The following is a 13,530-nucleotide window of genomic DNA, read 5'->3' as shown; positions in this document are numbered from 1 at the left end:
ACCGCAAGGCGTTATTTCAGAATTTTCCTTCAGTTCTGATAACTGCAAGCGTCAGACAGCTTTCGGTAGGCGACTTCTGCAGGCTGGCCCGATTGTGAGTCGATGTACTTCATCGTTGCGGTAATCACTTCGCAATCCAGGGTGGTGGGTTCGCTCAGCGCAATCACTTTGCCCACGTGCAGCGGCATGCCGTAGTGATAGGAAGGCACGTTTTGTGTGGAGGCGGGGTCGTTGGCCTGGGCGATACCGGTCGATGAGGCACAGACGAGGGCGATTGAAACGAGCAGGGCGCGCGAGTTCATGGGGCAATCTCCAGTGCGGATGCAAGTGAGTTCGACGTATCGTCGAACCTGCCGCACTGGGCGTCAGAGAACTCTGAGGGCGTGCGGTCCAGTAGAGTGTTGGACTGCGCGATTAAGCATTGGTTAAGCCAGCTGAACGCCGCCGGTCGTCAAGACACTACCGTTCGGCGGGTCATTTTTGCGACTAAAGTCGTCTGCAGTAAGCAAAAGCCTTCTGCCATCATTACAGTTCACCCCGCTTTTCACTTCAACCCGGTCTGTTATCTGACCGGATGAAGGCTATTTCTGGCTGATTGCGCCCTGGCGCATACGCTGCATTGTTGGAGCTTTTTAATGCGTCCCCCCTTTACATCCATCCGCGCGCGCCAGCAAATCGGCTTCGGCGCCCTGGTCCTGTGCGCGGGTATTACCGGGCAAGCCCAAGCGAGCAGTTTTATCGATGACACCACGGCGAAAATCGAATCACGTACGGTGTATTTCAACCGTGATTTTCGTGACGGGCACAGCTCCAACGACCAAGGCGCGTCCAAGCGCGAAGAGTCGGCCCAGGGTTTCATTCTCAATCTGCAATCGGGGTACACCGAAGGCACCCTCGGTTTTGGTGTCGATGCATTGGGCATGGCCGGGTTCAAGCTCGATTCCAGTCCCGACAGCAGCAACAGCGGCCTGCTGCCGTCCAGCGGCAGTAACCCCCGTGGTTCGGCGGACGAATACACCAAGCTCGGCCTGACCGCCAAGTTGCGCGTCTCGCAGAGCGTGCTGAAGTACGGCGCGCTGCTGCCGGATGTACCGCTGCTCAAGTACAACGACGGTCGCTTGCTGCCGACCATGTTCAATGGTGCGATGCTCACGTCCAGGGAAGTCAATGACCTGAATTTCATGGCCGCGCGCCTGGACAAGTACACGGCCCGGGACTCCACCGATTCCCAGGACATTCGCGTGCACTGCAAGAACAAGCGCTATGCCTGCAACATCACGGCCGATCATTTCGACATGTACGGCTTCGATTACAAGATCAACGATTGGCTGACCGGTCAGTATCACTACGCTGAACTGGAAGACATCTACCGTCAGCACTTCCTCGGTTTATTGGCCAACCAACCACTGGGCGGCGGCGTGCTCAAGGCCGATCTGCGCTTGCTCAAGAGTGCCGACAGCGGCGACGCCCGCGCTGGTTCCATCGACAACCGCGCCCTGAGCACCATGCTCGCCTACGCCATCAGCGGTCATACCTTCAGCGCTGGCTGGCAGCGCATGAACGGCGACAACTCGATGCCGTACCTCGATGGCAGCAATCCGTATCTGGTCAACTACGTGCAGGTCAACGACTTCGCCGCGGCGCAGGAGCGCTCGTGGCAGTTGCGTTACGACTACGACTTCAAGGCCATCGGCCTCAGCGGCCTGACGTTCCTGACCCGCTATGTCAATGGTGATCATATTATGGTGCCGGGCAGCGATCAGGAGGGCAAAGAGTGGGAGCGCGACAGCGAGCTCAAGTATGTGGTGCAGGGCGGGACGTTCAAGGATGTCAGCCTGCGGTTGCGCAATGCGACGTATCGCACAAATTATGCGCAGTACGCCCGGGATGTGGATGAGACGCGGTTGATCGTCAGCTACAACTTCTCGGTGTTGTGACCTCTGATCATTCCCACGCAGAGCGTGGGAATGATCGACAGGGGGGATGTGTCAGGGCAGTTGATGGCGATAGGGTAAATCCGGCCCGGTCTTGCTGCACGTCAGTGCCGCCGCCTGCACCGCGAACCTGACCATCGCCTCGATCTGCTGGCGACTCAACTCACGCACCCCCTCAACCGAATCCAGCCGCTGCTCGGTCAACCAACTGATCAACGCGGCCTGGAACGTATCGCCGGCGCCCACGGTGTCGGCGATCTCCACCGCACAGGCCGGCACCGACCACGAACCGTGGGCCCGACTGAAAACCGTCGCACCTTCGCCTCCACGGGTCAGGAACACCAACTGACAGCGGTGCTGCAACCAGCCTTCGACTACCCGCGCCGGGTCCTGTTCGGGGTACAGCAGGCTCAAGTCCTCGTCGCTGACCTTGATCAGATCGGCATGTTCGACCAGGGTGGCCACCCGCGAGCGCCACAGCTCGATGCTCGGCTGCGGGTTCAGTCGCACGTTCGGATCAAGGCTGATCAGGCGCTTGCCGCTTTCCCTGAGCACCAGTTCCAGCAGCGTGTCGCCAATCGGTTGCACCACCAGCGAAAACGAACCGATGTGCATGCCGCGAACTTGCGGCCCCAACGCCGGCAAATGCTCGGGTTTGAGTTGTCGATCGGCGCAGCCTTCACCGCGGAAACTGTAGTGCGGCGAGCCATTGGCCCCCACGGCGACCATCGCCAGGGTGGTCGGTGCGGCGAAATACTGCAGATAGTCGGTGCGTACGCTTTCCTCCTCCAGCACCTGGAGCAAACGCCGGCCGAGGTAGTCGGTGGACAATCCGGCAAACAGCGCAGCGTCCACGCCCAGGCGGCGCAAACCCACCGCCACGTTGAACGGCGAGCCGCCGGCAATCGCCTTGAAATTCACTTTTGAAGCCAGGCCGCTGACGTCGTTTTCACTGAAGAAATCGAACAGCGCTTCGCCACACACCAGATACATAGTTGATCGCTCTTTAAAGGGTTGCGACATGCCGTTGATAGCGTTCGTAGGCCAACCGCGAGGCCGCCACGTTTTCTGCAATCGGCCAGGTTTCACTGGCCGGGTCGAGCCTCACGCAGCGATCGCACAGATCCGCCAGACTGTCTTCATGCCCGTTCGCCCAGGCGTTGCACCACGCCGCCTGAATCGCCGCGCCCAGGGCAGCGGCTTCACTTTGCTCGGGACAGACGACCGGCATGTTCATGGTGTCCGCGACGATCTGCCGCCACACCGCGCTTTTCGAACCACCGCCGATCAGGCAGATGCGCAGGCTTTGTAAGCCATTGTGGTGCAGCAGGTCCAGCCCGAAACGCAAACCGAAGGTCGTGCCCTCCACCACGGCGCGACACAGATTGGCCTGGGTCAGGTTGCTCATGGTCAGGCCCAGTACGCTACCGGTGGCGTGGGGCAGGGCGGGGACACGTTCGCCGTTGAGGAACGGCAGCATGCTCACGCCTTCGGCACCGATGGGGGCCCGGGTAACGAGGGCGTTGAAACCATCGATATCCAGTTCGAGCAGGTCGCGGATGACCGCGGTGGCATTGGTCAGGTTCATCGTGCAGATCAATGGCAACCAACCGCCGCTGGAGGAACAGAACGTAGCCACCGTTGCGTGCGGGCTGACTTTCGGTTGCTCGGCGTAGGCGTACACCGTGCCGGACGATCCGAGGCTCATGGTGATCGCCCCAGGCTTGATGTTGCCCGTGCCGATGGCGCCCATCATGTTGTCGCCACCGCCGCTGGACACCAGCGCATGCGGGTTGATGCCCAGAAGTTCGGCGATCCCCGGCAGCACCGTGCCGACCGCTTGATGGGCATCGATCAGTTGCGGCAGCGCGGCTTGCAGGCGTCCGCTGGGATCGATGTCGCGCAGCAGCTGCAAATCCCACTGGCGGGTGCGCACATTGAAATAGCCGGTGCCCGAAGCATCGCCGTACTCGCTGCAACGGCGACCGGTGAGCCAGAAATTCAGGTAGTCGTGGGGCAGGAGGATGTGTGCGATTCGGGCAAACAGGTCGGGGTGCTGTTCCTTGGTCCAAAGCAGCTTTGACACCGTATAGCCCGGCGCAATCACCACGCCGAGGCGTTCCAGCGAGCCGTCTTCACCGCCCAGATGCTTGAGCAGTCGATCGTTCTCTGCTGTGGTTTCGGTGTCACACCAGAGCTTGGCCGGACGCAGGACCTGGCCTTGATCGTCGAGCAATACCAGGCCATGTTGCTGGCCGCAAACGCCAATGCCGAGGATGTCCTGGCCATCGACAGCCGCCGCCAGCAACGCGCGACGGGTGGCGAGGGTGAACGCGTCCAGCCACTGCGTCGTGTCTTGCTCACGGCGACCGTTGGCGCCGCTGATCAGAGTGTGCGCGGCGGCGCCATGGCCCAGCACCTGGCCGCTGAGCGCATCGAGGATGATGGCTTTGGTGCCCTGGGTGCCGCAGTCGATGCCGAGGAAGAGTTGTTGGTTGGCCATGGCAGATCCTTTGGTGTCAGGTGCGATCATGTGTTGTTCATCAGTCGGTCATCGCGGGCTTGCCCGCGATGACGGTAGATGTGTCACCGCGAGGTTCAGGCCAAAATCCGCTCCAAAGTCCGCGCTACCCCATCCTCGCGCAAACTATTGCAGCACCACTCAAACGCCGCGACAAATTCCGCCGAACGAGGAATCGCCGCGCCAAAAATCTCCTCGACCGCCAACAATCGCTGGGTAATCAACCCATCATCCGCCACCAGCGCCTGACAGAACGCCGCCCGCGGGTCTGCAATGGCATAGGTCTCGCCATGCTCATCCACACCCTTCAAATACAAGGCCCATGCCGCCACCACCAGCGCCGCTCGCCGGGTGTCGCGGCCATCGGCAAGCAAGCGTTTGATGGTCGGCACGATAAATTTGGGAAACTTCGACGAACCGTCCGAGCACACGCGCTCCAGTTGATCGGCAATCGCCTGGTTGGAGAAGCGCGCCACCAGGGTGTTCTTGTACTCGGTCAGGTCGATGCCCGGCACCGGCGCCAGCTGCGGCGTCACGTCCAGGTCCATGTAGGCACGCATGTAGCGCACGAACAGGGGGTCATTCATGGTCTCGTGGACGAAGCGATAACCCTTGAGGAAACCCAGGTAAGTCAGGGCCAGATGACTGCCGTTGAGCAGCTTGATCTTCATTTCTTCATAAGGCGTGACGTCGTCGGTGAACTGCACGCCGACCTTTTCCCAAGCCGGGCGGCCGTTGACGAACTTGTCCTCCAGCACCCATTGCACGAAGGGTTCGCAGACCACCGGCCAGGCGTCGTCGACGCCATGCTTGTCAGCCAGTTGCAGGCGGTGTTGGGTGCTGGTCATCGGCGTGATGCGGTCGACCATGGCGTTGGGGAAAAGCACGTGGTGCTCGATCCAGTCGCGCAGATCGGTATCGCCCAGGGCAGCGAAGGCCAGCAGGGCCTTGCGGGTAACCGCGCCGTTGTGCGGCAGGTTATCGCAGGACATCAAGGTGAATGCCGCGGTGCCTGCCGCTCGGCGTTTGGCCAACGCGGCGCACAGTAAGCCGAACACGGTTTTCGGTGCGTTCGGCTGCGCCAGATCGTGCTGGATCTGCGGCAGGTGGGCCATGAACTCGCCGTTGCTGTCATCGATGCAGTAGCCACCTTCGGTGATGGTCAGCGAAACGATGCGGATCTCGGGGCTGGCGAGTTTGTCGATCAGCGCCCGGGCACCGTCTTCGGCCAGCAGCATGTCGCGGATCGCGCCGATGACCCGCACTTGGGTGTCATCGGTATCGCCGAGTTCGAACAGGGTGAACAGGTAATCCTGTTCCCGCAGGTCATCCCGGGCGCGGCGGTCTTCGCCGCGCAAGCCGATGCCGCAAATGGCCCAGTCCAGGCCTTCACCCGTGTTCATCAACGCATCGGTGAAATACGCCTGGTGGGCACGGTGGAAGCCGCCGACACCAATGTGGGCAATGCCCTGGCGGATGTCGCTCAGGGCGTAGGCGGGCAGGACCACCTCGGGTGCGAGGCGGTGCAGGTTGTTTTTATCGAGTTTCATCACAGGCTCTCTGAGTCAGGCAGCGACGCGTAACGGACGGGTCAGCGCCACGCCGTCGGCATCGAACAAATGGCAGTGGCTGGCGTCCAGGTGCAGGCTCAGGGTCTCGCCGTAGCGACTCGCCAGGTCGCCGCGAACACGCATGGTCAGCGCTTCGCCGGACGCGGTGCGCACGTGGCAGAAGGTGTCGCTGCCCAGGCGCTCGCTGACGTCGGCGGTGACTTGCAGCGTGCAATCGCCGGGTGTGGCCAGTTGCAGGTGCTCCGGGCGAATGCCCAGGGTGACGGCGCCGCCGACGCTCAGATTGGCGCCGCTGAGCGCCAGGCTGATACGGGTGCCGGCGTCCAGTTGTACTTCGCAGCCTTGGCCGTCGACCCGGCTGACCTGGCCCTTGAGCAAGCCCATTTTCGGTGTGCCGAGAAAGCCTGCGACAAACAGGTTGGCCGGCTGGTGATAGAGGTCCAGCGGTGAGCCGACCTGTTCGATTTTGCCGCCATTGAGCACCACGACCTTGTCGGCCATGGTCATCGCTTCGACCTGGTCGTGGGTCACGTAGATCATCGTCGCTTGCAGGTCCTTGTGCAGGCGCAGCAATTCAAGACGCATCTGCACCCGCAGCGCAGCGTCGAGGTTGGACAGGGGTTCGTCGAACAGGAAAATCTTCGGATTACGCACGATCGCCCGGCCAATCGCCACGCGCTGGCGTTGCCCGCCGGACAGTTGCTTGGGCTTGCGCTCCAGCATCGGCCCGAGCTCAAGGATGCGTGCCGCTTCACCGACTTTTTTCTCGACCTCGGCCTTCGGCACCCCGGCCAGGTCGAGGGCAAACGACATGTTCTTGCGCACGCTCATGTGCGGGTACAGGGCGTAGGTCTGGAACACCATTGCCAGGTCACGCTTGGCCGGGCTGACTTCGGTGATGTCGCGGCCGTCGAGTTCGATGGTGCCGCCGCTGACTTCTTCCAGCCCCGCGATCAGGCGCAGCAGGGTGGATTTGCCGCAACCTGACGGGCCGACGAATACCACGAACTCCTTGTCCTTCACTTCCAGGTCGATGCCCTTGATGATGGAGAAGCCTTCGAAGCCTTTTTGCAGATTCTTGATTTTCAGGTTGGCCATGATCATGGGCCTCCGCTTGTTGTTATTCGGTACACCGGACTGTTTTCTGTAGGAGCGAGCTTGCTCGCGAAAAACGTCCCGACAATGTGTTCTTGCAGGCAGCACGCGTTATCGTTCACGTCCATCGCCAGCAAGCTGGCTCCTACAGGGGATCGTGTTGTGCTTGTTATTTCACGGCGCCAAACGACAGGCCGCGGACCAATTGTTTCTGGCTGATCCAGCCGAAGATCAGGATCGGTGCACAGGCCAGGGTCGAGACCGCCGACAACTTGGCCCAGAACAAGCCTTCGGGACTTGAGTACGAGGCGATCAACGCGGTCAGGGGCGCGGCGTTCGACGAGGTCAGGTTCAGCGACCAGAACGCTTCGTTCCAGCACAGGATCAGCGACAGCAGCACGGTCGAGGCCAGGCCACCCTTGGCGATCGGCAGCAGGACCCGGAGCATTTCCTGCGCCAGCGTTGCGCCATCCAGGCGGGCGGCTTCGAGGATGTCCTTGGGGATGTCCTTGAAGTAGGTGTAAATCATCCAGACCACGATCGGCAGGTTGATCAGCGTGTAGATCACGATCAGTGCGATGCGCGTGTCGAGCAGGCCGAAACTCTTGGCCAGCAGGTAGATCGGCATCAGCACGCCCACCGGCGGCAGCATCTTGGTGGAGAGCATCCACAGCAGCGTGCCCTTGGTGCGCTGGGTTTCGTAGAACGCCATCGAGTATGCCGCCGGCACCGCGATCAGCAGGCACAGGGCCGTGGCGCTGAACGAGATCACCACCGAGTTCCAGGCGAAACTGAAGTAGTCGCTGCGCTCGTTGATGTGCAGGTAGTTCGAAAACGTCGGGGTGAAGATGAACTGCGGCGGCGTGGCAAACGCGTCGATTTCAGTCTTGAAACTGGTCAGCACCATCCAGAAGATCGGGAAGAAGACCAGGATCGCGATGGCCCAGGCCAGGGTGCCCAGCAGCAGGCTTTGCAGGCGACGGGATTGTTGAAGGGTCATGGCGAGGACCTCAGGCTTTGTCAGTCAGGTTTTTGCCGATCATCCGGATCAGGACGATGGCCGCGATGTTGGCGATCACCACGGCGATCAACCCCCCCGCGGACGCCATGCCGACGTCGAACTGCACCAGCGCCTGGTTGTAGATCAGGTAGGCGAGGTTGGTCGAGGCGTAGCCCGGGCCGCCGTTGGTGGTGGTGAAGATTTCGGCGAACACCGAGAGCAGGAAGATGGTTTCGATCATCACCACCACCGCGATCGGGCGCGCCAGGTGCGGCAGGGTCAGGTGCCAGAAGATCGCGATCGGCCCGGCACCATCGAGGCGCGCGGCTTCCTTCTGCTCCTGGTCAAGCGACTGCATCGCCGTCATCAGGATCAGGATCGCGAAGGGCAGCCATTGCCACGCGACAATGATGATGATCGACAGCAGCGGGTAGTGCGCCAGCCAGTCCACCGGTTGCGCGCCAAACAGCTTCCAGACGTAGGCGAGAATCCCCGACACCGGATGGAAAATCAGGTTCTTCCAGATCAGCGCGCCGACCGTGGGCATGATGAAGAACGGCGAGATCAGCATGACCCGGACGATGCCGCGACCGAGAAACTCACTGGCTTCCAGCAGTGCACTGATCAATACGCCGAGCACCACGCTGATCAGCAGCACACTGCCCACCAGCACCAGGGTGTTGGTGGCGCCGGGCAGGAAACCCGAATCGGTCAGGAAGTAGGTGAAGTTTTCCAGCCCGATGAATTCGTTTTCACCCGGATTGAGCAGGTTGTAGCGAATCAGCGAAAAGTACAGGGTCATGCCCAGCGGCACGATCATCCACAACAGCAGCAACGCTACCGAAGGGCTGACCAGGAACCAGCCAGGGTTGCTCAACCAGCTTTTGCGCAGCGGTCGAGGGATTTCCATGTGAGCGTTGGCAGTAGAAGTATTCATGGCGTAGGGACCGATTGAGAACAAGGGTCGGGGGGTTATTTGGGATAACCCGCGCGTTTCATCTCGCGTTCAGTGGTTTGCTGGGCCGCGGTCAGCGCCTGGTCAACCGTGGCCTGGCCGATCAGCGCCGCCGAGAACGATTTGCCAACCTGGGTGCCAAGGCCCTGGAATTCAGGAATGGTCACCAACTGAATGCCGATGTAAGGCACCGGTTTCAGCGTCGGCTTGGTCGGATCCGCCGCCTTGAGCGATTCCAGCGTCACCCTGGCAAATGGCGCGGCGCTCAAGTAGGCCTCGCTGTAAGTGGAGGCCCGGGTGCCTGGCGGCACGTTGGCGATGCCGTCTTGTTCCGCGACCAACGCCCCGTATTCCCTGGACGTGGCCCACGTACTAAAGGTCTTGGCCGCTTCCTTGGCCTTGGAGCTGGTCGGGATCGCCAGTGCCCAGGAATACAACCAGGCCGAGCCTTTATCGGTGACCTCTTGGGGGGCGTAGGTAAAACCGACGTGATCGCTGACCTTGCTCTGGGTCTTGTCGGTGACGAACGAGCCGGCGACGCTGGCGTCGACCCAGATCGCGCACTTGCCACTGTTGAACAGCGCCAGGTTTTCGTTGAAACCGTTGCTAGACGCGCCCGGCGGGCCGGATTTCTGCATGGTGTCGACATAGAAGTTCAGCGCGTTTTTCCATTCAGGGCCGCGAAATTGCGGCTGCCACTGCTCATCGAACCAGCGCGCGCCATAGGCGTTCGCCACGGTGGTGATCAGCGCCATGTTCTCGCCCCAGCCGGCCTTTCCGCGCAGGCAGATGCCGTACTGTTCCTTATCCTTGTGCGTGAGTTTGCCGGCGAATTCGCCGATCTGGGTCCAGGTCGGGCGCTCGGGCATGGTCAGGCCGGCGTCCTTGAACAGGTCGGTGCGGTAATAGGTAATCGAGCTTTCGGCGTAGAACGGCAAGGCATACAGCGAGCCCTTCACCGACAATCCTTCGCGCACCGACGGGAATACATCGTCCAGGTCGTAAGTGGCGGGCAAGTCCTTCATGGGTTCCAGCCAGCCCTTGGCGCCCCACAGTGCCGCTTCGTACATGCCGATGGTCAGCACGTCGAACTGCCCACCCTGGGTCGCGATGTCGGTGGTCAGGCGCTGACGCAGGACGTTTTCTTCGAGCACCACCCAATTGAGCTTGATGTCCGGATGCTCGGACTCGAAGGTTTTCGAGAGCTTTTGCATGCGAATCATGTCGCTGTTGTTGACGGTGGCGACGGTCAGTGTCTGGGCGCCAAGGCTGACGCTGCTGAGGGTCATGCAGGTGAGGGCAAGCAGGGCTTTTACAGAAGGTTGCATCGTGCACTCCTTTTCTGTACCCGGAGGGCCACAGAAGGACAGTTATTGTTTTTGTGTCTTCCGGTCGCTGGAAGAATGTGCGCTGATTACAGCCTTCAATTGAGGGCGAGACAAATCATCCATCGCACTTGGATTGATACTATTTTGCACTGCTGTTTTAAGGGGTGGACGCAGGGAAGGGCTTTTCAGCGGCGAAGTGATACCGAATCCGTACAGGTTTTTGTGTTCGTTAACCGTGATTCTGCTCGGTCAACCGCTGCACCACCAACCGCCGATAATGCGAAGGCGTCATGCCCTTGAGCTGCTGAAAGCGCCGGTTGAAGTTGGAAATATTGTTGAAACCCGATTCGAAGCACACATCGGTCACCGGCTTGTCGCCATCGGCCAGCAGCTCGCAGGACTTGCTGATGCGCAGTCGATTGACGAACTCGATAAAGCAGCGCCCGGTGGCCTGCTTGAACACACGGCTGAAATAGGTCGGCTTCATGCCCAGATGTTCGGCGACTTCTTCCAGCGGCAGCTCGCGGGCGTAGTGGGCGAAGATGTAGTCCACCGCGCGGTTGGTCCGGTCGATACTGTGCTCGTCAGCCAGTTGCGGCGTCGTCGCGCCCGAAAGCAGCTGATAATCGTCACAGGCCGCCAGCAACTCCAGCAAAATGAAAAAGTGCCCGAGGCGGGTCACGCCCTGGGTGTCTGCGATGCGCTGCATCAGCTCCATCGCCTTGCCGATCGTGTGCTTGCAGCGAAATTCGATGCCGTACTGCGCGCGCTCCAGCAGGGGCGCCAGGGTCTTGAGCTCGGCAAATACCTGATAGCCGCTGTCGAACAGCTCGTCCGTGAAGTTGACCAGCATGTCGCGCTTGGCCACCACCTCATCTTCGGCCACCTGGCTGATCCAGTTGTGGGGCAGGTTGGGACCCGTCAGGAACAGGGATTGCGGATGGAAGTTACCGATGTAGTCGCCAATGAACACCTTGCCTGAACTGGCGACGATCAGGTGCAGCTCGTACTCCTTGTGAAAATGCCAGCGCACCAGGGGGCAAGGGAATCCGTGCTGGCGATAGATGATGGACAACCCGTTATGGTCGTCCATCAGCTCATAGGAAGGATCGGTAACGCGGGTGGCTCGGCTCATGTCGGGACGCTTTTTTGTTATCGCATGTCGATCATGCCTCTTTCTCGGACGAATATCAGCTATCTGCCTTATGGCGATTCTTGGCTTCAATCCATTGCGCCATGTATTGGGTACTCCTGTGCTGATGATGACGCAGCATGTTGCCGGTAAAGTTGTCTCTTCTGATCGACGTCAGGTGTCGGCGGCAATCCTCGAGCCGGGCAATCAGTGCCGGGCCATGCATACGGGGCTGATAACGACTCGCCAGCAAGTCCAGGCCCAGGGCCTGGGCACTGAGCCATTGTGGCTTGTCCTGGTAAAGCTGCACGGCACGATCGGCAAAGGATCTGGCTGTGCGGGTGATCGCCCCCGGCCAGGGTTCGTCGGCGTGCATGGCTTCGGCGCCCACGGGCGTGGTGACATTCGGCGTGCCACAGAGCATTGCATCGACGATCTTGCCTTTGATGCCCGCGCCAAAACGCAACGGCGCCATGCACACGCGTGCCGCCGACATCACTTGCAGGGCGTCCTCAGCCCAGTTCATGACATGAAACCCCTGTGCCGCGTTATGCAGCGCAGTCGCCTTGGGCGGTGTGTAGGCGCCGTAGATGTGCAGTTGTGCAGCGGGTAATTGCTGGCGAATCATTGGCCAGATAGTGCTCTTCAACCAGAGCACCGCATCCCAGTTGGGGGCATGGCGAAAATTGCCTATGTGCAGAAAGTGCGCCCGGTCTTCGAATGGCGTTAGCGCATGGGTGGGCAGGTCTACCATCAGCGGGCACCAATGCAGCAGGCTGCGCGGCAGCTTGAAGTGTTCGACCAGCAACTCAATCTCCACTTCGGAGGTCATCAGGTTCAAGTCGCAACGAAACATCGCGGCGATTTCCCGCTTGGCCAGATCAGTCTCGGCCATGAACTCGAACTCCTCGCGCAACGCTGGCGCGAACAGTTCGTTGAAGTCATTGCTGTCGTCACTGGCCTTCAAGCGGTTCTTCAGGCGTTGCTGGCGCGCATCGCGCAGGCTCTGCAGGTCGGAGGTCTCGAGTACCCGCAGTGCATCGGGGCAGTGTTGTTCCACACGCCAGCCAAACTGTTCTTCCATCATGAAACGATCGAACAGCACGATGTCCGGGGCCAGTTCACTGATGAAGCTGTCGAAACTGCTGTTGTTCAATTCGATCGGTACTTCCCGGATGCCCATTGCCGTCAGGTCGGCCCGATGTTCGCCGCTGCCGGCCGGGCTGCTGAAGGTGACGTGCCAGCCTTGTTGCAGGAAGCTGTCGAGGATTTGCATCATATGCCCGCCGGCCGCCGAAGAGCGGGGCTCGGGCCAGACGTAACCAATGACCAGGACGTTGGTTGCGTGGGGCTGACTCATGAACGGGGATTCCTTGAAACGGGGGCACAAAGCAGAAGAGGTAAAGGAAGCCGGCAATCAAGCCCAGCCAGGGTCAGGCATTCTGGAGGATACTTTTGACCTTGTCGCGAAGCTGATCAATGGAAAAGGGTTTGCCGATAAGGTGCATGCCATCTGGCACATCGATGGTTTCGGCATAACCACTGGCGAACAGGATGGGAAGGGCGGGACGCAGGGTGCGCGTTTCAATGGCCAGCTCGCGGCCGTCCATGCCTGGAAGGCCGACATCGGTCATCATCAGGTCAATGTGCTGGTTCGCGTCCTTGATCCTCTCCAGCGCCTGCTCGCTGCCATCGGCCTCAAGAACGTTGAACTCCAGCTCCTCCAGCACGTCGACAATCAACATGCGCACGATGGCATCGTCTTCGACGACCAGGATGGTGGGGGCGTTGGCGATCATGATGGCTTTCTCGCAAAGGTGGGAAGGTTTTCGGCCGATCAAAATCGCCGGCTCTCTTGCATGAGTAAGTGACGGATCCCGACAAGTTCCCGATGGGCTATAAAAAGAATGGCGGCTCGCGTTTGGGCAAAGGATAACCGCTGTGCAGGCGCGGCAGCAGTGGAATGTGGGATTTTGCGCCCAAGGCCGTGAGAA

The 13,530-nt window shown here is 60.5% G+C and carries 12 protein-coding genes; 1 reads left to right on the top strand and 11 read right to left on the bottom strand.

Annotated elements, in window-relative coordinates:
- Window positions 1–29: 29 nt before the first annotated feature.
- Complete coding sequence (locus ACYP2Q_RS03750; protein ID WP_459729253.1) at window positions 30–302, bottom strand: DUF2790 domain-containing protein; 273 nt, start codon at window positions 300–302, stop codon at window positions 30–32.
- Window positions 303–635: 333 nt separating this feature from the next.
- Between ACYP2Q_RS03750 and ACYP2Q_RS03745 the strand changes: the two genes are divergently transcribed.
- Window positions 636–1,937, top strand: coding sequence for an OprD family porin (locus ACYP2Q_RS03745; protein WP_459729252.1), 1,302 nt, complete (start codon window positions 636–638; stop codon window positions 1,935–1,937).
- 51 nt (window positions 1,938–1,988) lie between these two features.
- Here the strand turns inward: ACYP2Q_RS03745 and ACYP2Q_RS03740 are convergent, their stop codons facing one another.
- The 10 genes from ACYP2Q_RS03740 to ACYP2Q_RS03695 all read right to left on the bottom strand — a co-directional run bounded on the left by ACYP2Q_RS03740 (window position 1,989) and on the right by ACYP2Q_RS03695 (window position 13,335).
- On the bottom strand, window positions 1,989–2,927 hold the full coding sequence (locus ACYP2Q_RS03740) for a carbohydrate kinase family protein (RefSeq protein ID WP_459729251.1): 939 nt from the start codon (window positions 2,925–2,927) through the stop codon (window positions 1,989–1,991).
- 13 nt (window positions 2,928–2,940) lie between these two features.
- On the bottom strand, window positions 2,941–4,437 hold the full coding sequence (gene xylB / locus ACYP2Q_RS03735) for a xylulokinase (RefSeq protein ID WP_459729249.1): 1,497 nt from the start codon (window positions 4,435–4,437) through the stop codon (window positions 2,941–2,943).
- A gap of 95 nt (window positions 4,438–4,532) precedes the next feature.
- Window positions 4,533–6,005 (bottom strand): mannitol dehydrogenase family protein, encoded by a 1,473-nt coding sequence (locus tag ACYP2Q_RS03730; protein WP_459729248.1) that lies wholly within the window; start codon window positions 6,003–6,005, stop codon window positions 4,533–4,535.
- Between the two features lie 15 nt (window positions 6,006–6,020).
- Entirely contained in the window at window positions 6,021–7,124 is a 1,104-nt protein-coding gene (locus ACYP2Q_RS03725) for an ABC transporter ATP-binding protein (RefSeq protein WP_459729247.1), read from the bottom strand.
- A 166-nt stretch (window positions 7,125–7,290) separates the two neighbouring features.
- Entirely contained in the window at window positions 7,291–8,121 is an 831-nt protein-coding gene (locus ACYP2Q_RS03720; RefSeq protein ID WP_459729246.1) for a carbohydrate ABC transporter permease, read from the bottom strand.
- A gap of 10 nt (window positions 8,122–8,131) precedes the next feature.
- Window positions 8,132–9,031, bottom strand: coding sequence for a carbohydrate ABC transporter permease (locus tag ACYP2Q_RS03715; protein ID WP_459729472.1), 900 nt, complete (start codon window positions 9,029–9,031; stop codon window positions 8,132–8,134).
- Window positions 9,032–9,093: 62 nt separating this feature from the next.
- Complete coding sequence (locus ACYP2Q_RS03710) at window positions 9,094–10,404, bottom strand: ABC transporter substrate-binding protein (protein ID WP_459729245.1); 1,311 nt, start codon at window positions 10,402–10,404, stop codon at window positions 9,094–9,096.
- Between the two features lie 229 nt (window positions 10,405–10,633).
- Window positions 10,634–11,539, bottom strand: coding sequence for an AraC family transcriptional regulator (locus ACYP2Q_RS03705; RefSeq protein ID WP_459729244.1), 906 nt, complete (start codon window positions 11,537–11,539; stop codon window positions 10,634–10,636).
- 55 nt (window positions 11,540–11,594) lie between these two features.
- Entirely contained in the window at window positions 11,595–12,896 is a 1,302-nt protein-coding gene (locus ACYP2Q_RS03700) for a glycosyltransferase (RefSeq protein ID WP_459729243.1), read from the bottom strand.
- 73 nt (window positions 12,897–12,969) lie between these two features.
- On the bottom strand, window positions 12,970–13,335 hold the full coding sequence (locus ACYP2Q_RS03695) for a response regulator (RefSeq protein WP_459729242.1): 366 nt from the start codon (window positions 13,333–13,335) through the stop codon (window positions 12,970–12,972).
- Window positions 13,336–13,530: the final 195 nt, after the last annotated feature.

This window comes from Pseudomonas sp. MHK4, from assembly GCF_054600775.1.
This window is presented reverse-complemented; position numbering and strand designations above follow the sequence as displayed.